Source organism: Streptomyces sp. TSRI0107 (assembly GCF_001905845.1).
GTDB lineage: Bacteria > Actinomycetota > Actinomycetes > Streptomycetales > Streptomycetaceae > Streptomyces.
In genome coordinates this window covers 702388-723402 of record NZ_LIVZ01000007.1, presented here as the reverse complement: position 1 = coordinate 723402, position 21015 = coordinate 702388, and the positions used below count along the sequence as shown (strand labels likewise).

Below are 21015 nucleotides of genomic sequence, written 5' to 3'. Positions count from 1 at the left end.
GTCGCTTTCTGGAGGTGCAGGGTGAACGGGCGAACAGTGCTCGAGCGCTTTCCCGCCGGCGGTCCGCGCGGATCGTGGCCGGCCGAGGAGTTCGCGCACGCGCGGCGTCTGGAGGGCCAGCCGGCGGAGGTCGTCATGGACCTCGCGACGGACACGTTCCTGGTGATCGTCCGCGAAGCGGTCACCGAGGCGGCCGCCTGACCCGAGCGGACCTGTGCGGTCCTCCTGTGACCGGCGGGATCAGCCCGCCTTCGGGGCGGGCACGCGCGCGGAGAACTGCTCGGCCTGGAGCCCGTACAGCTCCGCGTAGACACCGCCGCCGGCCAGCAGCTCGTCCGGTGCGCCGGACTCCACCAGCCGGCCCTGTTCCAGGACGTGCACCAGGTCCGCGTGGCGGACGGACGCCAGCCGGTGCGTGATGAGGACGACCGTCTGCCCGGTCCCGGCCAGCGCGCGGATCTTTTCGAAGACCTCCAGTTCGGCTCGGGCGTCCAGGGCCGCCGTCGGTTCGTCCACGATCAGGATGCCGCCGCGCCGGTACGCGGCGCGGGCGATGCCCAGCCGCTGCCACTGACCGCCCGACAGTTCGTGCCCGCCGCTGAACTCACGGGCCAGCAGGGTGTCCAGACCGCGCGGCAGATCCGCGACCACCTCCTCGGCGCCGGCCTCGCCGATCGCGGCCGTGAGCCGCTCGTCCGTCACCGGTGCGGACGGACGGCCCAGCGCGACGTTCACCCGCGCGGTGAACGGCCAGCGCTTGAAGTCCTGGGCGACCATCGCGATCCGCTCCGCCAGCCGGTGCCGGTCCGCGGTCGCCGCGTCCACCCCGTCCCACAGGATCCGGCCCCGGTCCGGGGTGTACAGCCCGGCGAGCAGCTTCACCAGGGTCGTCTTGCCGGAGCCGTTCTCGCCGACCAGGGCGATGATCCGGCCGAGCGGCAGGGTGAGGGTGACGTCGTCGAGGGCGGGGCGGGCGGAGTCGCCCGGATAGCTGAACGTGACGTTCTCGAAGCGGATCTCGCGCGGGTTCTCGGGCAGGGCCGCGCCGCCGACCGGGATCGCCCGTTCGGCGGCCTCCGTGTACAGCCGTTCCAGGTCGCCCACGAACAGGGCCTCCTCGTGCAGCAGGTTCACCTCCAGGACCAGGGAGTCCAGGCTCGCTGAGCCGGTGCGGATCGCGATCACGGCCGTACCGGCCACCGACAGCGACATCGCGCCGACCAGCAGCAGACCGCCGAGCGTCGCGTAGGTCGCGACCGCGGCGAGGCCCGTCCAGGCCGCCGCGAACAGGCCGGTCCGGGCGGCGAGCCGGGCGAGGCGGGCCTGCTCGGCCTCCGCCGCCTCCGACATCGACCGGAAGTGGCGCAGCAGGAAGGGGCCGACACCGTGCACGCGGATCTCCGGGGCCGCGGCCGGTTCCGTGAGCAGACCGCTGATCAGGTGCCCCGCGCGGGCGTGCTGCACCCAGATGTGGAACGACTCGTAGCGGCGGCGGGCGTTCGTCAGCGCGCTCCAGGCGCTGGGCAGCGTCATGGTGACGAGGAGGGGCAGCAGCAGGGGGTGCAGGACGGTCAGCACGCCGGCCGCCGCGATCAGGGAGATCATGGCGTTCACCACGCGGGTGCCGTACGTGATCATCCGGCGGGCGGAGTCGGCGCCGTACTGCGCGGTGTCCAGCAGCTTGTGGAAGGCGTGGTCCTCGATCGCGGCCAGTTCCACGGACGCGGCCCGCTCCAGATACAGCTCGGTCGCCACCCGCTCGACCTTGGGCTCCAGCCGGCCGGTGGCGTACGTCGAGGCGGCGCGCAGCAGGGCGGCGACCAGGAGTACGACGGCCATGGTGACCAGTGCCGGGACCGCGCTCCGCAGACGGTCCTCGATGGGGCCGCCGCCCATCAGGTCGCCGAGCACGCTGTTCATCGCCAGCAGGCTCACCGCCTGGGCCGCGCCCCGGCCGGTCTCGGCGCTCAGCACGGTCCGCGCGGCCCGGCCGTCGGCCCGCCGGGCCAGCCGCAGACTGGAGGCCAGCAGGCCGGGCAGCCGTACGACCATCGCGCGGAAGGACAGTTCCAGGAAGGCGTCGGCGTGCTGGTTCCAGCCCATGTCGTAGCGCAACGGTCCGCCGAACAGCAGCCGCTCCGATTCGGACGGCTCCGCCTGCCCGGCCGCCTCGTCACGCTTTCCGCCCACCGTTCGCCTCCCCCGACGCCCTACGAAGGGTCACTATTCCGGCGCGGAATGCCGTGAGGCAGGGCGCAGCGGGGCGGGGCGGGGGTGCGCGGGCGTGCGCTGGACGAGGGTCTGCGGACGTGCGCCGGGGTCCGGGGACTTGCACCGGGCGGGGAGCTCGCAGCGGGCGGAGGCCGGGGCCCGCGGCATCGGCGTGCGCCGGGAGCCGGCCTTCAGGCGCTGACCGGGCGCGACCAGGTCGGGGTCGTGTCCGTGAGCCGGCAGAGGGTGAGGTACAGCGGGATCGGCGGGGTGTACGGAACCTCGCCGTCCGGGCGGTGGATGAGGCGTGGCGCGTCAAGGGCGACCGCGCCTGTGGCGTACCGCGCGGGGGCGGGCCACTCCAGGGCGTAGTCGGAGTCGGACGGGACCAGCCACCACCAGTGCGTGTCGTCCGCGTACACGCATCCCACACGCGGCAGCCGGGTCAGCACCTGGGGACCGAACCGCGCCGGCACCGCGACCGCGTCGCAGCCGAGCGGGACCGTCATCCCGTCGGGGACGGTCAGCCGACGGGGCGTGCCGCGCGTACGCGGCTCGCGCCCCAGCCGGACCAGCGTGTCCAGGCTGCGCACCTGCCTGCCGCTGGACAGGGCGGTCACACGCTTCCCCAGTCGAGTCCCAGGCCCAAGGCGTGTGCGTCTCCGCCGCCCGCCGGCAGGTCCCGCGCCTCCGCCTCGTCCTCCTCGCCGGGGGCGTCGTCCTGCGGCCCCGGCTTGGGGCGGGCGCCCCAGCCGAGGTCGGAGCGCGGCGCCTCGGCCTGGCGGGGCAGCTCGGCCCACACCAGCAGGCCGGGACCGTGCTCCTGGGCGCCCCACGCGTGGCTCAGGGCGTCGACGAGGAGCAACCCCCTCCCGTGCTCCTCGTCCGGCCGCTGCGGGGACGGGGACAGCTCGCCCGGCGCGCACCCCTGGTCGCGCACGGCTATGCGCACCAGTTCGGCGCCGTCGTGCAGCTCGCAGACGACGACGTCGCTCGCGGTGTGCACGATGGCGTTGGTGACCAGCTCGGACACCACGAGGGCGGCCGAGTCGCAGGTGTCCTCGCACACCGACCAGCCGGTCAGCCGGGCCCGTGTCAGGCGTCTGGCCTGCGCGGGAGAGCCCGGGTGTGCGGCCAGCTCGAAGCGGAACCGGCGCTCGGCAGCGACCCCGGTGGGGGCGGCTCCCGTGGCGGCGCCGGGGCCGAACGGGCGGCCGGCTGCCGCGTCTGTTCCTAAGGGCGCGGACGGAATCACGCTTGCCACTATCTCCCCGGCGCGAACACTTGGCAAGGGTCACTATGAAAATTGCAGAGTGCGGTGTGACTCTCTGAACGGCCATGGCACACTGCTCGCAACAGCACGTCGCGCGGCGCCACTTGGGATCGCCGAAGGCCTGAGCCGTCCGGATGTGGCTGATTTCAGCCCGTTCAGGATCGACATCGACCGGATCGGGCCTTCGAATGGATCTTCGAATGGCGCCGCCGGGCTGTACGGAAACCCTTGACTGGAGGTGGAGCGTGAGCGAGCCGCGGTCCGCGCCGACGGTCGGCCAGGTCGTCCTCGGCCGGCGCCTGCTGGACCTGCGGGAACGGGCGGGTCTCAAGCGCGAGGAGGCCGCCCGCGTCCTCCACGTCGCCCCCGCCACCGTACGCCGCATGGAGACCGCCGAGGTCGCACTCAAGATCCCGTACCTCCAACTCCTCCTGAAGGCCTACGGCGTCCCCGACGACGAGGCCGAAGCGTTCGTGCAACTGGCCGAGGAGGCCAACAAGCCGGGCTGGTGGCAGCGCTTCCACGACATCCTTCCCGGCTGGTTCTCGATGTACGTCAGCCTGGAGGGCGCGGCCGGCCTCATCCGCAGCTACGAGCCCCACTTCGTGCCCGGACTGCTGCAGACCGAGGAGTACGCGCGCGGGGTCCTGACCTCCGGGGCCGTCGGCCAGACCCGGCCCGAGGACATCGAGCGCCACGTCGCGCTGCGCATGCAGCGTCAGGAACTGCTCACGCGTCCGGACGCGCCACGGCTGTGGATGGTGATGGACGAGACCGCCCTGCGCCGCCCCGTCGGCGGTCCGGAGGTGATGCGCGCGCAGATCGACAAGCTGCTCGAGGCCACGAAGCTGCCCCATGTGACGCTGCAGGTCGTCCCGTTCTCCACGGGACCGCACCCCGGCACGTACGGGCCCTTCGTGCTGTTCCGATTCACCATGCCCGAACTGCCGGACATGGTCTACAGCGAGTACCTGACCGGCGCCGTCTACCTGGACGCGCGCGCCGAGGTGGCCACCCACCTGGAGGTCATGGACCGCATGGCGGCGCAGGCCGCCACGGCACAACGCACGAAGGAGATCCTGCGGGATCTCCGCAAGGAGCTGTGAATGGATCGCATCACGTCCCAGCACCAGCCGGGGGTCCGCGCGGAGCGGATCTACAACGGCATGCCCGCGCGGGAGTTGGGCAGCGAGGGCTGGCACAAGCCGTGGAGCGGCGGCAACGGGGGCAACTGCCTGGAGGCGATGAAGCTCGACGACGGCCGGATCGCCGTCCGCCAGTCGACCGACCCCGATGGGCCGGCGCTGATCTACACCACCGACGAGATGACGGCGTTCATCGAGGGAGCAAAGGCGGGGGTGGCGGACTTCCTGCTGTCGTGAACCACTCCATTTTGATGCTGATTATCTGTTAATTCCCTTTCTGTCGCTTACCTCTATGCTTCTCCGCCCGTCCTTCCTTGGTTGTCGTTCCGGCTTTCCGTCCAACTGACTCTTCTTCGGTGGTCCGGTCGTTCGCTCCTGCCGTCGTCACGGCGGCGGGAGCACGCCGCACAGGGCCTCCAACGCCGCCCCGTACGCGTGCTCCGAGGGCGTCGCGTACCCCACCACCAGTCCGTCCGTCGTCGTCCCGTCGGCCTCGGCCGACGGGTGCCGGAACCCGGCCAGGCCGTCCAGGGCGATGCCCTGCCACGCGGCCGCCTTGACGACGGACGGTTCGGTGCCGGGCGGCAGCCGCAGCACGGCGTGCAGGCCCGCCGCGACCCCGGTGACCCCGATGTGCGGCGCCTGCTCGGCGAGGGCCGCGACGAGCCGGTCCCGGCGGCTCCGGTACCGCTGCCGCATGCGCCGTACATGACGGTCGTACGACCCCCCGGCGACGAAGTCGGCGAGGCTCAGCTGGTCCAGCACGCTCGCCCACGCCTCCCGCTCGCCCTTGGCCGCGAGCACGCCGTCGACGTACCGCTCCGGCAGGACCATCCAGCCCAGCCGCAGCGCCGGCGACAGGCTCTTGCTGACCGAGCCGATGTAGATCACCCGCTCCGGGTCGAGGCCCTGGACGGCGCCGACGGGCTTGCGGTCGTAGCGGAACTCCCCGTCGTAGTCGTCCTCCAGAACCACCCCTCCACGCGCGCGTGCCCAGTCGATGACGGCGGCACGCCGGGCGGGATGCAGGGGACCGCCGGTGGGGAACTGGTGCGCCGGGGTGAGCAGCACGCCCCGCTCGCGCCCCAGCCGGTCGACCCGGGCGCCGTCCTCGTCCAGGGGGAGCGGCACCGTGCGGACGCCGGCGGAGGCCAGCAGGTCGCGGTGGAAGCCGAGTCCGTACGCCTCGACGGCCAGCGGGCCGCGCAGCACGGGCGCGCCGCCGGGGCCGCTCTGCTGGAACAGCAGGCGCAGCGCGTGCGCGAAGCCCGAGCAGATGACGATGCGGTCCGGCTCGGTGCGCACCCCCCGCGCGCGTGCCAGGTACTCGGTCAGCGCCTCGCGCAGTTCCCGGCGTCCGGCGGGATCGCCCGGCCCGAACACCTCGTTGGGCGCCTGCTGGAGGGCCCGGCGGTAGGACGCGAGCCACGCCGCGCGCGGGAACGCCGACGCGTCCGGGGTGCCCTGGCGCAGGTCGTGCCGGGGGCCACGCGCGCGCGGTGGTGCCTTTTTGGGGACCCGCGCGGTGCTCCTGAGGGGTTCGGCGCGGTCGGCCACCCGGGTGCCCGAGCCCTGCCGTGCGGTCAGCCAGCCCTCGGCGACCAGCTCGGCGTACGCGTCGGCGACCGTGTTGCGGGCGACCCCGAGGTCGGCGGCGAGCGAACGGTAGGGCGGCAGCCGGGTGCCGGGGGCCAGCCGCCCACTGCGCACCGCCTCGCGCAGCGCCCTGATCAGCGAGGCCCGCCGCCCGCCCGGCCCCGACAGCTCCAGATGCAGGTCGGCGCCGATCCGCTCCGCCGAATTGACCCATGAATCCGTCATGAAAGTGCACCCTACAGAGGGTCTTTATGGCTCGTAGGTTGAAGCACATGACGACGAACACGCAGCAGATGACGACGAGCACGCACGAGATGACGAGCCCGCACGAGATGACGACCAACGCTCGGAACGCGACGACGACGAACACGCCGCGCCTCGACTTCGCGCGGTCCGCCCCGAAGGCCTTCCGCGCGCTCGTCGGCTTCGACGCCGCCGCCCGCGCGGGGCTCGATCCGGCCCTCGTCGAACTCGTCCAGATCCGCGCCTCGCACCTCAACCACTGCGCGTACTGCCTCCACATGCACACGAGCGACGCCCGCCGGGCCGGCGAGAGCGAGGAACGGCTGCACATGGTCGCCGTGTGGCGCGAGGCCCGGCACTTCTTCACCGAGCGGGAACAGGCCGCTCTCGCCCTGACGGAGGCCGTGACGCTGGTGGCGGGCCAGGGTGTCCCGGACGACGTCTACGCCGAAGCCGCGGCCCACTTCGACGGGGAGGAACTGGGCCAGGTCCTGGCCCTCATCCTCGCGATCAACACCTGGAACCGGGTGGCCCTGGCCACGGCCAAGCGCGCGGGCACGGACGAGCGCCGCCGCTGAAGCCGCAGCGGGGCGGCCCCCCGCTCATCGGCCGGCCCGCCCCGGCGCCCCCACGCATCGGCCGGGCCGGCTACACACTCATCGGCCGGTCGTACGGCCCGATCGGCGCAGGCAGCCGGGAGCTGCCGGTCAGACAGCGGTCGACGGCCGCGGCCACCGCCCGCCCCTCCGCGATGGCCCACACGATCAGCGACTGGCCCCGCGCGGCGTCCCCGGCGGCGAACACGCCGGGCACGTTGGTCGCGAAGCCGCCGTCCCGGGCGATCGTGCCGCGCGGCTCGAGTTCCACGCCCAGCTGGTCGATGAGCCCGTCCGCGCGGTCCGGCCCGGAGAAGCCGAGGGCGAGCAGCACCAGGTCGGCGGGGAGCGAGCGGCCGGACCCGGGCAGCGGCCGGCGCTCCGCGTCCACCTCGACGAGGTGGAGCGTGCGCACATGCCCGGCCGCGTCGCCGGTGAACCGCAGCGTCGACGCCGCGAACAGCCGGGCGTCCGCGTCCGCCGCCGGTGCCGTACGCAGCTCGCCCGCCTCCTCGTGGGCGGCCGACAGCCGGTAGATCCGCGGGTATGTCGGCCAGGGCTCGGTGTCGTCGTCGCGCTCGGTGCCCGGCTGGGCGTAGATGTCGAGCTGGGTCACGGACGCGGCGCCTTCCCGTACCGCGGTGCCCAGGCAGTCCGCGCCGGTGTCCCCGCCGCCCACGATCACCACGTGCTTCCCTGCGGCGGACAGCGGGGACACCGCGATGTCCCCCTCGCACACCCGGTTGGCCAGCGGCAGGTACTCCATGGCCTGGTGCACCCCGGTCAACTCGCGCCCCGGCACCGGGAGTTCCCGCCACGCCGTGGCGCCGGTGGCGATCACCACGGCGTCGTGGCGCGACCGCAGCTCCGCCGCGTCGATGTCCCGGCCGGCCTCCGTCGAGGTGCGGAACTTCGTCCCCTCGGCCCGCATCTGCTCCAGCCGCCGCTCAAGGTGGTGCTTCTCCATCTTGAACTCGGGGATGCCGTACCGCATCAGCCCGCCGAGCCGGTCGTCCCGCTCGTAGACGGCGACCGTGTGCCCCGCGCGGGTCAGCTGCTGGGCCGCGGCGAGCCCGGTGGGCCCCGAGCCGATCACCGCGACCGTGTGCCCGGACAGCCGGTCCGGGGGCCGGGGCGCGGCGCACCCCTCCTCCCAGGCGCGGTCGGCGATCGCGCACTCCACGTTCTTGATCGTCACGGCCGGCTGGTTGATGGCCAGCACGCAGCCCGCCTCGCACGGCGCCGGGCACAACCGGCCCGTGAACTCGGGGAAGTTGTTCGTGGCGTGCAGGCGGTCCGCCGCCGCCCGCCAGTCCTCCCGGGAGACCAGGTCGTTCCACTCGGGGATGAGATTGCCCAGCGGGCAGGCGTGGTGGCAGAACGGGACGCCGCAGTCCATGCAGCGGTCGGCCTGCTCGCTGATGATCGGCAGCAGCGCCCCCGGGACGTACACCTCGTTCCAGTCCCGCACGCGCTCGTCCACGGGCCGGCGGGGCCAGTCCCGGCGAGGCGTGGTCATGAATCCCTTGGGATCGGCCATGGCCGTCTCCCTACGCTTGCTGGCGTGCGTTCCACGTTCCATGTGGCAGGCGCGGGTCTCGCGTGTTCCTCGTGTGTTCCTCGCGCGTGCCCTCGACGGCCGTGCGTCCTCGGCGGCACTCTTCCGGCCACGATACGTCCCGTTCGCCCTGTCCGCAGAGGGGTCGGAGAGCGGGGTGGGAGAGCGGGGTCGGAGAGTGCTTCCAGGCCGCCGGGGCCGTCAGGTCAGCGCGAGCACGTACGCGAGGGCGGCGGCGGCCGAGGCGACCGTGCGGACGTGGTTACACGCCGTCCACCGGCGCACGTACGACGCCCAGTACGCGGCGGCCTCCGGAGTGCCCGGATCCAGCCGCCGCAGTACCTCGTTGCGCGGCACGTTGGCGACCACCGTGACGCCGAAGGAACCTATGAGGTACAGCGCGCTGCCGGCCAGCAGCTCCACCGTGCCCGCGTCCGGCCACAGCACGAACGTCACCACCGCGATCACCGCGCACAGCACCGCCGACCCGAGGAAGACGCTCATGAAGGCCGGCCGCACCGCCGCCACGTTCACCGCCTGCATCGCGGCGACGCCCTGCGCGGGCGGCAGAGCGGCGAGACCGCGCATCACAAAGGTGGAGAAGGCGCAGAAGACCCCGGCCACCAGGCCGGTGCCGAGCACCCCCAGCACCGTCAGCACGAAATACGGACCCTCGATCATGTCGCCCTCGTCTCCCCGTCCGGCCGGCGCCCCGACCCGCTGTCGTGCCCCGCCCTGCCGTCACCCCCAGTCAAGCCGCGTCCGCGCCACCGAGCCATGCCCGAGCGCCGCACACCCATAAGCGAGCGTCCAGCGATTCCGCACACTGGCAAGCGCGCCCACCGATCCGCCGCGGACGCCGGACCCGCCCCCTGCCCTCAGCCGACCGCTTCCGCCCCTGCCCTAGGGGGCGTCGCGCCGATCATGCCGGGCTCGCGGCGCCTGGCACCGCGCCTCGCCGCGTTGTCGTCGGTCCCCGATGCGCCGCATCGGCTCCCTCCTCCGCCTTGCGATGCACGGCACCAGACGCCGCTCCCTGATCCGGCCTGATCGGCAAGACACCCCCTAGCCGGCCGCTTCCGCGCTCCCCCTCAGCCGACCGCCTCCGCCCCAGCGTCCTGCCAGCTCCGCAGCACGCTCTCCACGGCCGCCGAGATCCGCCTCCGCGCCTCGTGCCGGGGCACCCCGCTCATCAGGAGGTCGTCGTACGGCGTGTCCACGTGCCGTACGGAGGCCACGACCGCCGAGATCACCGCTCTCTCGGACAACGCCCGCCCCGCCGCACTCCTGCCGACCCGGCCGCTGCCCCGCACCGAGGCGTGCGCGGCAATCTCCCGCCCCCGCCCGGCCGGGCAGCCCGGGAACAGCCGCCGTATCTCCGCGGCGAACGCCTCCGCGAACCGCACGTCCTGCTCCGCCCGCCGCTGCGCGTCCCGCATCCGCCGCCGGCGCCGCACCTCCGCGTCCGCCAGACACCGCTGCTCGGCCCGGGCCAGCCCCGCCGCCTCCACCAGCACGCCCTGCCGCTCGTAGCGCCCCCTGCGCCGGTTGAACCGTATGACCACCACCGACAGCCCGCTCTCCTCGCGTGCCCGGCGGGTCAGGGCCGTGTCGCCGCGCGGCAGGAACACCAGATGCCCGAGGTCGGCACAGTCGAGACAGCGCGGCACCCCCTCCTCCAGGACGAGCAGCGGCAGCGGCCCGCGGCGGCACGCGGCACAGCGCTTGCGCTTCAGCGGCTGTACGGCGAGAAGGCCCTCAGGCGTCCGGAAGGTCTGGGGACTCAGGGGACTCAGGGAAGCGGCCATACCCAGTTCATGCCCGCGGAGTCCGGGGAGCTACGCCGCCGCGCCGCCCGCCCCGCCCGGGCCACGGACGGCCCGGGCGAGCAGCCGCCGACGTCCGCCGCCCGCCGAGCCGTCCAACGGGACTCGTCCCGACCGCCCGCTGACGCATCATGGGCGATGTGCGACTCGAAGCGATCACCTGGGACCGGCTCGGCGATCTCCTGGCCGAGCGGCTGCTCGACCTGAAGCCCGGCGACGGCAGCCCCTGGCCGCGCATCGCCTTCGACGGCGCCCCGGCGGCCCGGCCTGGAGACCTCGCCGCGCGGGTCCACGAGGCGCTGCGCCTGCGCGGCAGACCCTCCCTGGTCGTGGGCGCGGAAGGCTTCCTGCGCCCCGCCTCGCTCCGGCTCGAACACGGCCACCGCGACGTGGACGCCTACTACGACGGCTGGTTCGACACCGGAGCGCTGTGGCGGGAGGTCTTCGGCCCTCTCGAACCCGGCGGTGACGGCCGCGTCCTGCCCGACCTCTGGGACCCGGTCACCGACCGCGCCACCCGCAGCCCCTACGTCCAACTCCCGCCCGACGGTCTGCTGTTGCTGCACGGCCCCCTTCTGCTGCGGCACTGGTTCCCCTTCGACCTGACCGTTCACCTCCTGCTCTCGCCGGGTGCCCTGCGCCGCCGTACCCCCGAGGCCGACCACTGGACGCTGCCCGCCTTCCAGCGCTACGACGAGGAGACCGACCCCGCCGGCACCGCCGACGTCCTGGTGCGCGCGGACGACCCCCGGCGACCGGCTTGGCGGGGCTGAGCGCCCGCACCCGCAGCCACCCCGCCGGGCAGGCGCTGGCCAGGGCCTGACTCCGGGTGCGGGTGCCGTGGGGCACGGCGAGAATTAAGGGCGCCGGGACTAGCGGTGCCCCCCGCGCCGCGCCGGCCGTCCGGCATCGGGAGGTACTTCATGACCACTGCCGGAGACATCATGCACCGCGGCGCACAGTGGATCCCCGCGCACGAGACCCTGGACCGCGCCGCCCAGCTGATGCGCGAACTGGGCGTCGGAGCCCTGCCCATCAGCGACGAGAACGAACGGATGTGCGGCATCCTCACCGACCGCGACATCGTCGTCGGCTGTGTGGCGATGGGCCACGACCCGTCCAAGGTCACCGCGGGCGAGATGGCCCAGGGCACGCCGCGCTGGATCGACGCGAACGCCGACATCAGGGACGCGCTTCAGGAGATGGAGGACCACCGGATCCGCCGGCTGCCCGTCATAGAGAACAAGCGCCTCGTCGGCATGATCAGCGAGGCCGACCTGGTCCGGAACCTGCCGGAGAACCAGATCGCGGAGTGGGCCGAGCAGGTCTACGCCAGGGGCTGACGACCCGTCCCGGTGACTCCGCCGCGTCCGGCGCCGGCGCGCGATCCGTCCCGTCGGCGCCGGTGCGCCGCGGCACGCCTCAGAGCCAGCCGTTGCGCCGGAAGCCCCGGTACAGCACCAGACAGGCCACCGATATGACCCCGATGACCATGCCGTAGCCGTATCGCCAGTGCAGCTCCGGCATGTGGTCGAAGTTCATGCCGTAGACCCCGCACACCATCGTCGGCACGGCGACGATCGCCGCCCACGCCGTGATCTTCCGCATGTCCTCGTTCTGGGCGACCGTGACCTGGGCGAGGTGGGCCTGGAGGATCGAGTTCAGCAGTTCGTCGAAGGCGGCGATCTGCTCGGCGGCGCGCAGCTGGTGGTCGGAGACGTCACGGAAGTACGCCTGTATCTCCGGGTCGACCACCCGTATCGGCCGGGCGGCGAGATCGAGCAGCGGCCGTCCGAGCGGGACCACCGCCCGCTTCAGTTCCAGCAACTCCCGTTTGAGCTGGTAGATACGGCCCGGGTCGGCACGGGCGCCGTTCTCCGCGAAGACGTCCGTCTCGACCTGGTCGATGTCCGCCTGGACCGCTTCGATGACGTTGAGGTAGTCGTCGACGACGTTGTCCGCGATCGCGTGCAGCACCGCCGACGGGCCCTTGGCCAGCTGACCCGGCCGGGACTCCAGCTCCTCGCGCAGCGGGCCCAGCGAGCCGTGCCGGCCGTGCCGCACCGTGATCGCGAAGTCCCGGCCGACGAACACCATGATCTCGCCGGTGTCCACCACCTCGCTGGTGGCCGTCAGCTCCTCGTGATCGACGTAGCAGACCGTCTTGAACACGGCGAACAGCGTCTCGCCGTACCGCTCCACCTTCGGGCGCTGGTGCGCCTCGATGGCGTCCTCCACGGCCAGCGGATGCAGGTCGAACAGTTCGGCGACACCCGCGAACTCCTGGACCGTCGGCTCGTGCAGCCCGAGCCAGACGAATCCGTCACCGCTCTTGCGGACCCGCTCCACCGCGTCGACCAGGTCGCCGCCGACCGGGAGCCGGGCACCCTCCTCGTACGCCACGCAATTCACGACGGAGGAGCCCAGCGGGGAGCGGGCCGGGTGGCTCAGGTCGACACGCCGGCGTCGCCGCGCCAGCCCCGCCACCTTGCGGAGGCCGCCGACCCGGCCGAGGCTCGTCACCTTCCGCAGATTCCCTGCCATGGACATCTGGATCTCCTCGCGTGGATCCTCACGTCGCGTTCCCGCGCCTGTCGCGCCAGTGTGCCAGGACGGCGAGAACAGCGGGAAAGGCTGTGGGCGGCGGGGGTTCCGATTTGTTCCCGCCTGTGGACAACCGGACTTCGGTGCCGTCGGAGCGTCGACCACTCCCGGCAAGTCGGGCAACTGGGATGATCGCGGCATGACGCTAACCGACGGGAATCTCCGCGATCAACGGCAGTCCGGGTCGGCCGAGCGCTCCGCCGCCCTCGCCGCCCTGTTCGACCCCACGACGTTCCGGCACTTCGAGGCGCTCGGCGTCGGGCCCGGCTGGCGCTGCTGGGAGGTCGGCGCGGGCGGTACCACCATCGTCTCCTGGCTGGCCAAGCGCGTCGGTCCGACCGGCAAGGTACTCGCGACCGACCCCGACCCCTCCTGGGCCGCGTCGCCCTCCCGCCCGCCGGTCGAGGTGCGCGTCCACGACGTGAGCGTCGACGGGCCGCCGGGGGACGGGTTCGACCTCGTCCACGCCCGGCTGGTGCTCGCCCAGGTGCCCGACTGCGCGAAGGCGCTGCGCGCGATGGTCGAGGCCCTGCGCCCCGGTGGCCGGCTGCTCGTCGAGGACGTCGACCTCGCCCTCCAGCCCCTGGTCTGCCCCGACGAGTACGGCCCCGAGCAGCAGCTGGCGAACCGGATGCGGGAGGCGCTGCGCCAGCTCCTCGCCGATCGCGGCGCCGACCTCGCCTACGGCCGCGGCCTGCCGCGCCTGCTCCGCGCGGCCGGTCTGCGTCGCGTCGAGGCCGACGCGTACTTCCCCGTCACCTCACCGGCGTGCGCCTCGCTGGAGGCGTCGACGATCCATCAGATCCGCGACGAGCTGATCCGCGAGGGCCTCGCCGGCGCCTACGACATCGACCGCCACCTCAGAAACGTCGCCGCCGGCGCGATGGACCTGGCGGCCCCGCCGATGATCTCTGCGTGGGGGCGGCGCAAGGAGTGAGGCGTGAGGTGTTGTGAGGCGTGAGGTGTGAGGCGCCGGGATCAGCCCCTTATGGATCGGGATCAGCCCCCTGCAGAACAGTCCGCACGTCCACCCCCGGCGGTCTGCCTCCCACCCCCTCGACCGCCCGAGCCCCCGCCGCGCAGCCCGCTTCCGCTGCCGCCTCGGGGTGGGCGCCCGCCAGCAGGGCCGCGAGGAACGCTCCCGTGAAGGCGTCCCCCGCGCCCGTGGTGTCCCGGGGCGTCACCGGTACGGCGGGAACATGAGCGGTCACGGCGCCGGACCGGGCCAGCAGCGCGCCGTCGGCACCCTGCTTGACCACCACCAGCGGGATGCGCCGGCTCAGCTCGGCCGCGGCGGCCGCCGCGTCGCTCAGGCCGGTGAGCAGGCAGGCCTCGTCACGGCTGGGCAGCAGGACGTCCACCCCGTCGACGAGCGTGAGGAACCGGTCCACGCCCAGGTCCTTCAGGAAGCCGGCCGACGCCGGATCCAGGCTCACCGGCACGCCACGCGCGCGTGCCGCCGCCATGGCCACCGCCACCAGTGCCCGGCTCGCTTCGGAGAACAGCAGATAGCCCGACAGATGCAGCCGTACGACGCCGTCGAGCAGCGTGTCCGACCAGTCGCCGGGGTCGAGCCGCAGTGACGCCCCGCTGTCGGTGAGGAACGTCCGCTCGGCCGCCGCACCCGTGTCGACCAGGCAGATCACCGTGCCGGTCGGCGCCTCGGGATCGACGACGAGCCGCGCACGCACCCCGCAGGCCGCCAGCTCCCGCTCGTGCCAGGCGGCCGACTCCGCCCCGACCCGCCCGAGCAGCCGCACCTGAGCCTTCCCGGAACGCGCGGCCCAGCAGGCCACATTGGCGCCCGCGCCGCCGGGCACGGTACGGACCGCTGCGGCCGTGTCCGTGCCCGGCGCCAACGGCCCGCTGTGCCGGGCTACGACATCCGTGATCACATCGCCGACGACCAGCAGCGCGCCGTCCGGCAGCGCGTCGTCCGGCGCGCCGTCTCCGGGAGACCCTGCCCCCGCCGTTCCCCCCGCCCCGCTCACGCCCTGGCCCAGGCCGCCGCGATCCGGCCCGCCAGGCGTACGTTGCCCCGCACCGCCGCGAGATTGGCGCTCAGGGAGGCGCCGTCGGTGTGCCGCACCAGGTAGTCCAGCAGGAACGGCGTGACCGCCTGACCGCTGACGCCCTCCTCCTCGCAGGCGCGCAACGCGTCGGCCAGCACGCGCGCGTGCAGCTCGGGATCCAGCTGCTCCGCCCGCGGCACCGGGTTGGCCACGATCAGCGCGGACTCCGGTGCGCCGAGCGTGTCCTGAGCCCGCATCACCCGCGCCACCTGCTCAGGGCTGTCCAGCGTCCAGTCCACCGGGTGGCCGGAGTCGGAGAGATAGAAGCCGGGGAACCGGTCCGTGCCGTACCCGGCGACCGCCACGCCCAGGGTCTCCAGCCGCTGCAGCGTCGCCGGTACGTCCAGGATCGACTTGACCCCCGCGCACACCACCGTGATCCGGGTGCGGGCCAGCAGCCCCAGGTCGGCCGACTCGTCCTGGGTCACCGTCCACTGCCGATGGACGCCACCGAGCCCGCCCGTGGCGAACACCCGCACACCGGCCCGGGCCGCGAGCAGCGCCGTCGCGGACACCGTCGTCGCCCCGCTCACCCCGAGGGCCACGGCGAGCGGCAGGTCCCGGTGTCCCAGCTTGCGGATCCCCTCCTCGTTGGCTATCCGCTCCACCTGCTCCTTGTCGAGGCCGACGTGCGGCCGCCCGTCCAGGACGGCGATCGTCGCGGGGACGGCCCCTTCCCGGCGTACCGCCTCCTCAAGCTCCAGCGCCACCTGCAGATTGCGCGGGCGAGGCAGTCCATGAGCGATGATCGTGGACTCCAGGGCCACCACCGGTCGGCGCGCGTCGACCGCCTCCCGCACCTCTTCCGACACCACCAGCGTCATACGACTGCCTCCTGTCCGTCGGTCCTCCCTCATCCCTGGCGGGCGGTGGCCCCGCTCAAACGCGCGCGGCCCGTGGCAGACGCCACCGGTTCGAAGCGAGCCTCAGAACAACCAGCCTCAGAACAGCGAGCCTCAGAACAGTGAGCCTCAGAACAGCGGCTCCGGCAGCACACCCTCCAGGGCCAGCAGCTTCCGCTTGGTCTCCAGGCCGCCACCGAACCCACCGATCCCGCCGTCGCGCTCGACGACCCGGTGGCACGGCACGACGACGGGCAGCGGATTGGCGCCCATCGCCGCGCCCACCGCCTGCGCCGCGCCGGGCTGCCCGACCCGGTCGGCCAGATCGCCGTAGCCCACGACCGTGCCGTACGGCACGCCTAGGGCCAGCTCGCGGAGCACCTGCCGGTTGAAGCCCGAGATCAGCGACCAGTCCAGCGGCAGGTCGAAGTCGTGCCGCGCGCCGGTGAGGTAGTCCTCGACCTGGCGTATCGCCTCGGCGAGCAGCGGGGAGCCGGGAGCCTCGACGGGCTCGGTGCCCAGCCGGGCGGCCAGCCGGTCCAGGGCCCTGTCGCGCACGGCGTCCGCGGCATGGAAGACGACGTTGACCAGGCCGTCACGGGTCGCGGCCAGCAGCAGGGGACCGATGTCCGTACCGACGACGGTCCACACCACCTGCTGCTCGTACTGCCCATCGCTGCTCATGCGACCCACCGTACGGCCCGCCACTGACAACGCCCGGACGCCGGCCCGGAAGTCACCCGCCGTCCAGCGCATCCCGAACCAGGTCGGGCCTGTTGGTGATGATGCCGTCCACTCCGTACGAGGCGACGGTCCGGGCGGTGTCCGCGGAGTCGACGGTCCAGGCGGACACCCGGAGCTGCCGGCCGTGCGCCCCGGTGAAGGCGTGCACGGTGAGGACGTAACCGGTGTGGAGACTGGTGTACGGGGGGTTGATCTGGTCAAGGAACCGTGCGTATCGCGGGAGCATCGCCACCGGCGGTGTCCCGAGGAAGCCCGTCCGGACGCCGGGGCGCAGCTCGTGGACGGTCCGCAGGCTGTCCACGCTGAAGCTCTGCACGACGAGCCGGTCCGTCTCGTGCCGCTGGTCGAGCCAGCCCTCGTTGGCGAGGACCTTGAGCGTGTCCTGCTCGATGCCCGGGTACAGCTCCGGCTTCTTGATCTCCAGGAGCAGCTTCTGGTGATGGGACTCCACGCGGTGCAGATACTCCTTCAGCGTCGGCACGCGCGCGCCCGCGTACGCGGGGTCGAACCAGCTTCCGGCGTCCAGGCGCGCGATCTCGGCGGCGGTGAAGTCCTTCACCTTCCAGGGAGCCCGGCCGGGGAAGACCGCCTCGGCGTCGGTGGTGCGCTGCAGGCTGTCGTCGTGGATCACCACGAGTTCGCCGTCCTTGGTGCGCTGGACGTCGTTCTCGACCCACTCGACGCCCAGCTCGGCGGCCTTGTCGACGGCGGACAGGGTGTTCTCCGGGGCGTACGCCGAGGCCCCCCGATGGGCGATGACGGCGGGCCGCTCGACCGCCGCGGCCTCCGCGCGGTGGTGCGGGGCCGGCACCAGCAGGGCTGCGGCGCCCAGGAGCGCGGTGGTCGTGGCGGCGGCTGCGCGCGGGTGCATGCGTACTCCTCGCGTAGAGCGATCACGGACAGCTCAACTCTGACAGCAGAGGGTCAACGCGAGGTGGGTACACGATGACCACAGATGGAACGGGTTTACCGGAAGCCGCTCACCGGGGCCGCACATCTGCGGCGGGGGCGTGTTTCTTTGCCGGAAAGTCGTTCGACCATTCCGGTGGGAGTCATACTCTCTGCCTCAACCCTGACCGCTCGGGCGGTCCTGGGAAGAGGCGACATTTCAGGGAATTCCGGGACGGAAGAGGGCGAAGGGCTACCGCGCATGCAAGGCACGGTCGACGGATTCAGCTACGGCCTCGTCACCCCGCTGGCGGCCTATGTCATGGCCTGCCTCGGCGGTGCCCTCGGCCTGCGCTGCACCACCAGATCCATGCTGGTGGCCGGGTCCTGGCGCCCCGGCTGGCTCGCCCTCGGGTCCGCGGCCATCGGCTCCGGCATCTGGACCATGCACTTCATCGCGATGATGGGGTTCACGGTCGAGGAGGCGCCGATCCACTACGACAAGCCCACCACCTACGCCAGCCTGGCCGTCGCCATCGTCATGGTGGGCGTCGGAATCTTCATCGTCGGCTACCGGGGCGCCCGCGGGGCCGCGTTGTTCACCGGCGGCACGATCACCGGTCTGGGCGTCGCCTCGATGCACTACCTGGGCATGGCCGGGATGCGGCTGAACGGGCAGCTGGAGTACAACACCCTCACCGTCTCCGCCTCGGTCGTCATAGCCATGGCCGCCGCCACCGCCGCCCTCTGGGCCGCCGGGCAGGTCAGAGGGTTCCTGTGGAGCATCGGCGCCAGCCTCGTCATGGGCCTCGCGGTCAGCGGCATGCACTACACCGGCATGGCCGCGCTCAGCGTCCACGTCCACGGCACCGCCGCCCCCACCGCCGGCGACTCGCCCGCCGCTCTGCTCGCCCCCATGCTGATCGGCCCGCTGGCCTTCCTCGGGCTCGCGGGCGTCGTCGTCCTGTTCGACCCGCTGATGGTCATGGGCAAGCCCGACTGGCCCCGGCCGGAGAACAAGCCGGGCGTCCCGGCCCACGTCCCCGGCCGCCACCAGGGCACCCGCTTCCCGCTCCGCGCCCGCCGCCGGCCGGCCGGCCGCCGGGCCCGCACGCCGCAGAACCACTGATCCCGAGCCCGTTGTCAGTGGCGGGTCGTACGGTGGATGGCATGCGGCCCGTTTCCCAGATCGAACGTACGGTGGCGCCCTTCGAGGTCGTCAGCCCCTACCAGCCGAACGGCGACCAGCCGGCGGCCATCGCCGACCTCGCCCGGCGTGTCGAAGCCGGTGAGAAGGACGTCGTGCTGCTCGGCGCGACCGGCACCGGCAAGTCCGCCACCACCGCGTGGATGATCGAGAAGCTCCAGCGCCCCACGCTGGTCATGGCGCCGAACAAGACCCTGGCCGCCCAGCTGGCGAACGAGTTCCGCGAGCTCCTGCCGAACAACGCCGTCGAGTACTTCGTCTCGTACTACGACTACTACCAGCCCGAGGCCTACGTCCCGCAGTCGGACACCTACATCGAGAAGGACTCCTCGATCAACGAGGAGGTCGAGCGCCTGCGCCACTCCGCGACCAACTCGCTGCTCACCCGGCGTGACGTCATCGTGGTCGCCTCGGTCTCCTGCATCTACGGCCTCGGCACGCCCCAGGAGTACGTGGACCGCATGGTGCCCCTCCGGGTGGGCGACGAGATCGACCGCGACCAGCTGCTGCGCCGCTTCGTCGACATCCAGTACACGCGCAACGACATGGCCTTCACCCGAGGCACCTTCCGGGTCCGCGGCGACACCATCGAGATCTTCCCGGTCTACGAGGAGCTGGCCGTCCGCATCGAGATGTTCGGCGACGAGATCGAGGCCCTGTCCACGCTCCACCCGATCACCGGCGAGATCGTCAGCGACGACCGGCAGCTCTACGTCTTCCCGGCCTCCCACTACGTCGCGGGCCCCGAGCGCATGGAGCGCGCGGTCAACGACATCGAGAAGGAGCTCGCCGAGCGGCTGACCGACCTGGAGAAGCAGGGCAAGCTCCTGGAGGCCCAGCGGCTGCGCATGCGCACCACCTACGACCTGGAGATGCTCCGCCAGATCGGCACCTGCTCCGGCGTCGAGAACTACTCGATGCACTTCGACGGCCGCTCGCCCGGCTCCCCGCCCAACACGCTGCTGGACTACTTCCCGGAGGACTTCCTCCTCGTCATCGACGAGTCGCACGTCACCGTGCCGCAGATCGGCGCCATGTACGAGGGCGACGCCTCCCGCAAGCGCACCCTCGTCGACCACGGCTTCCGGCTGCCCTCCGCGCTGGACAACCGCCCCCTGAAGTGGGAGGAGTTCCAGGAGCGCATCGGCCAGACCGTCTATCTCTCCGCCACCCCGGGCACCTACGAGCTGTCCCGCGCGGACGGCGTCGTCGAGCAGATCATCCGCCCGACCGGCCTCGTCGACCCCGAGGTCGTCGTCAAGCCGACCGAGGGCCAGATCGACGACCTGGTGCACGAGATCCGCACCCGCGTCGAGCGCGACGAACGCGTCCTGGTCACCACCCTCACCAAGAAGATGGCCGAGGACCTGACCGACTACTTCCTGGAAATGGGCATCCACGTCCGCTATCTGCACAGCGACGTCGACACCCTGCGCCGCGTCGAACTGCTCCGAGAGCTGCGGGCCGGCGAGTTCGACGTCCTGGTCGGCATCAACCTGCTGCGCGAGGGCCTCGACCTGCCCGAGGTGTCCCTGGTGGCGATCCTCGACGCCGACAAGGAGGGCTTCCTGCGCTCCGGCACCTCCCTGATCCAGACCATCGGCCGCGCGGCACGAAACGTCTCCGGCCAGGTCCACATGTACGCGGACAAGATCACCCCGGCGATGGAGAAGGCCATCGACGAGACCAACCGCCGCCGGGAGAAGCAGATCGCCTACAACAAGGCGAACGGCATCGACCCGCAGCCGCTGCGCAAGAAGATCAACGACATCGTCGCGCAGATCGCCCGCGAGGAGGTCGACACCGAGCAGCTGCTCGGCACCGGCTACCGGGCCAAGAAGGACGGCCGCGGCACCAAGGCCCCGGTCCCCTCGCTCGCCGAGCACGGGGTCAAGGGCGCGAAGGCCACCAAGGCCGCCAAGCCGGCCAAGGGCAAGGCCAAGGAGACGGTGCCGACCGACCGTCCGGCGGCCGAACTCGCCGAGCAGATCGAGGAGCTGACCGCCCGCATGCGGGCCGCTGCCGCGGACCTCCAGTTCGAGATCGCGGCCCGACTGCGCGACGAGGTCTCCGAGATGAAGAAGGAATTGCGCCAGATGAAGGAGGCGGGCCTGTCCTGACGGCCCCGCGCGGGCGCCGGCCCTCCGCTCCGCTACTGGACCGGCGCCCCGGCAACCCCGCAGGCCCCGCCACCGGCTGCGCTGTGTTGC

Annotated in this window: 21 protein-coding genes; 9 read left to right on the top strand and 12 right to left on the bottom strand. The window is 72.6% G+C overall.

Features of this window, described 5'->3' with window-relative positions; all coding sequences use genetic code 11:
- The first annotated feature begins 21 nt into the window (after positions 1-21).
- Positions 22-201, top strand: coding sequence for a hypothetical protein (locus AMK31_RS22575; RefSeq protein ID WP_073942399.1), 180 nt, complete (start codon positions 22-24; stop codon positions 199-201).
- A 39-nt stretch (positions 202-240) separates the two neighbouring features.
- On the opposite strand, the gene AMK31_RS22570 is transcribed toward AMK31_RS22575, so the two are convergent.
- From AMK31_RS22570 to AMK31_RS22560, 3 genes are all read right to left on the bottom strand, one after another.
- Complete coding sequence (locus AMK31_RS22570) at positions 241-2103, bottom strand: ABC transporter ATP-binding protein (RefSeq protein WP_073942444.1); 1863 nt, start codon at positions 2101-2103, stop codon at positions 241-243.
- 299 nt (positions 2104-2402) lie between these two features.
- On the bottom strand, positions 2403-2831 hold the full coding sequence (locus tag AMK31_RS22565) for a hypothetical protein (protein ID WP_241842692.1): 429 nt from the start codon (positions 2829-2831) through the stop codon (positions 2403-2405).
- Positions 2828-3475: an ATP-binding protein gene (locus AMK31_RS22560; protein WP_079186891.1), complete on the bottom strand. Its 648-nt coding sequence runs from the start codon at positions 3473-3475 to the stop codon at positions 2828-2830. Before AMK31_RS22560 ends, AMK31_RS22565 begins: the two co-directional genes overlap by 4 nt.
- A gap of 254 nt (positions 3476-3729) precedes the next feature.
- On the opposite strand from AMK31_RS22560, the gene AMK31_RS22555 reads away from it, so the two are divergent.
- Together AMK31_RS22555 and AMK31_RS22550 are read left to right on the top strand one after the other, a co-directional pair.
- Positions 3730-4590 (top strand): helix-turn-helix domain-containing protein, encoded by an 861-nt coding sequence (locus AMK31_RS22555; RefSeq protein WP_073942398.1) that lies wholly within the window; start codon positions 3730-3732, stop codon positions 4588-4590.
- Entirely contained in the window at positions 4591-4866 is a 276-nt protein-coding gene (locus tag AMK31_RS22550) for a DUF397 domain-containing protein (RefSeq protein WP_073942397.1), read from the top strand.
- A 147-nt stretch (positions 4867-5013) separates the two neighbouring features.
- On the opposite strand, the gene pdxR is transcribed toward AMK31_RS22550, so the two are convergent.
- On the bottom strand, positions 5014-6450 hold the full coding sequence (gene pdxR / locus AMK31_RS22545; RefSeq protein ID WP_073942396.1) for a MocR-like pyridoxine biosynthesis transcription factor PdxR: 1437 nt from the start codon (positions 6448-6450) through the stop codon (positions 5014-5016).
- Positions 6451-6557: 107 nt separating this feature from the next.
- Between pdxR and AMK31_RS22540 the strand changes: the two genes are divergently transcribed.
- Positions 6558-7046, top strand: a complete 489-nt coding sequence (locus AMK31_RS22540) for a carboxymuconolactone decarboxylase family protein (RefSeq protein ID WP_198948544.1) — start codon at positions 6558-6560, stop codon at positions 7044-7046.
- A 70-nt stretch (positions 7047-7116) separates the two neighbouring features.
- Here AMK31_RS22540 and AMK31_RS22535 read toward each other — a convergent pair whose 3' ends face one another.
- The 3 genes from AMK31_RS22535 to AMK31_RS22525 form a co-directional block, all read right to left on the bottom strand.
- On the bottom strand, positions 7117-8604 hold the full coding sequence (locus tag AMK31_RS22535) for a glutamate synthase subunit beta (RefSeq protein WP_073942395.1): 1488 nt from the start codon (positions 8602-8604) through the stop codon (positions 7117-7119).
- A 219-nt stretch (positions 8605-8823) separates the two neighbouring features.
- Positions 8824-9303, bottom strand: coding sequence for an anthrone oxygenase family protein (locus AMK31_RS22530; RefSeq protein WP_073942394.1), 480 nt, complete (start codon positions 9301-9303; stop codon positions 8824-8826).
- Between the two features lie 410 nt (positions 9304-9713).
- A complete protein-coding gene (locus AMK31_RS22525) occupies positions 9714-10430 on the bottom strand; it encodes a DUF2293 domain-containing protein (protein WP_073942393.1) in 717 nt (238 codons plus the stop codon).
- Between the two features lie 149 nt (positions 10431-10579).
- On the opposite strand from AMK31_RS22525, the gene AMK31_RS22520 reads away from it, so the two are divergent.
- A complete protein-coding gene (locus AMK31_RS22520; protein WP_073942392.1) occupies positions 10580-11221 on the top strand; it encodes a uridine kinase in 642 nt (213 codons plus the stop codon).
- 150 nt (positions 11222-11371) lie between these two features.
- The gene (locus AMK31_RS22515) at positions 11372-11791 is read left to right on the top strand and encodes a CBS domain-containing protein (RefSeq protein WP_073942391.1); all 420 of its coding nucleotides are present in this window, start codon (positions 11372-11374) and stop codon (positions 11789-11791) included.
- A 79-nt stretch (positions 11792-11870) separates the two neighbouring features.
- On the opposite strand, the gene AMK31_RS22510 is transcribed toward AMK31_RS22515, so the two are convergent.
- Complete coding sequence (locus AMK31_RS22510; RefSeq protein ID WP_073942390.1) at positions 11871-12998, bottom strand: magnesium and cobalt transport protein CorA; 1128 nt, start codon at positions 12996-12998, stop codon at positions 11871-11873.
- Positions 12999-13191: 193 nt separating this feature from the next.
- On the opposite strand from AMK31_RS22510, the gene AMK31_RS22505 reads away from it, so the two are divergent.
- A complete protein-coding gene (locus AMK31_RS22505) occupies positions 13192-13989 on the top strand; it encodes a methyltransferase domain-containing protein (protein WP_073942389.1) in 798 nt (265 codons plus the stop codon).
- Positions 13990-14038: 49 nt separating this feature from the next.
- Here the strand turns inward: AMK31_RS22505 and AMK31_RS22500 are convergent, their stop codons facing one another.
- From AMK31_RS22500 to AMK31_RS22485, 4 genes are all read right to left on the bottom strand, one after another.
- A complete protein-coding gene (locus AMK31_RS22500; protein ID WP_073942388.1) occupies positions 14039-15043 on the bottom strand; it encodes a carbohydrate kinase family protein in 1005 nt (334 codons plus the stop codon).
- The gene (locus tag AMK31_RS22495; RefSeq protein WP_073942387.1) at positions 15040-15948 is read right to left on the bottom strand and encodes a pseudouridine-5'-phosphate glycosidase; all 909 of its coding nucleotides are present in this window, start codon (positions 15946-15948) and stop codon (positions 15040-15042) included. The genes AMK31_RS22500 and AMK31_RS22495 overlap by 4 nt, the downstream gene beginning before the upstream one ends.
- 147 nt (positions 15949-16095) lie before the next feature.
- Complete coding sequence (locus tag AMK31_RS22490; RefSeq protein ID WP_073942386.1) at positions 16096-16650, bottom strand: methylated-DNA--[protein]-cysteine S-methyltransferase; 555 nt, start codon at positions 16648-16650, stop codon at positions 16096-16098.
- 52 nt (positions 16651-16702) lie between these two features.
- Positions 16703-17581 (bottom strand): glycerophosphodiester phosphodiesterase, encoded by an 879-nt coding sequence (locus AMK31_RS22485; protein WP_073942385.1) that lies wholly within the window; start codon positions 17579-17581, stop codon positions 16703-16705.
- A gap of 279 nt (positions 17582-17860) precedes the next feature.
- On the opposite strand from AMK31_RS22485, the gene AMK31_RS22480 reads away from it, so the two are divergent.
- The gene (locus AMK31_RS22480) at positions 17861-18727 is read left to right on the top strand and encodes an MHYT domain-containing protein (RefSeq protein WP_073942384.1); all 867 of its coding nucleotides are present in this window, start codon (positions 17861-17863) and stop codon (positions 18725-18727) included.
- A gap of 41 nt (positions 18728-18768) precedes the next feature.
- The gene (gene uvrB / locus AMK31_RS22475) at positions 18769-20925 is read left to right on the top strand and encodes an excinuclease ABC subunit UvrB (RefSeq protein WP_073942383.1); all 2157 of its coding nucleotides are present in this window, start codon (positions 18769-18771) and stop codon (positions 20923-20925) included.
- Positions 20926-21015: the final 90 nt, after the last annotated feature.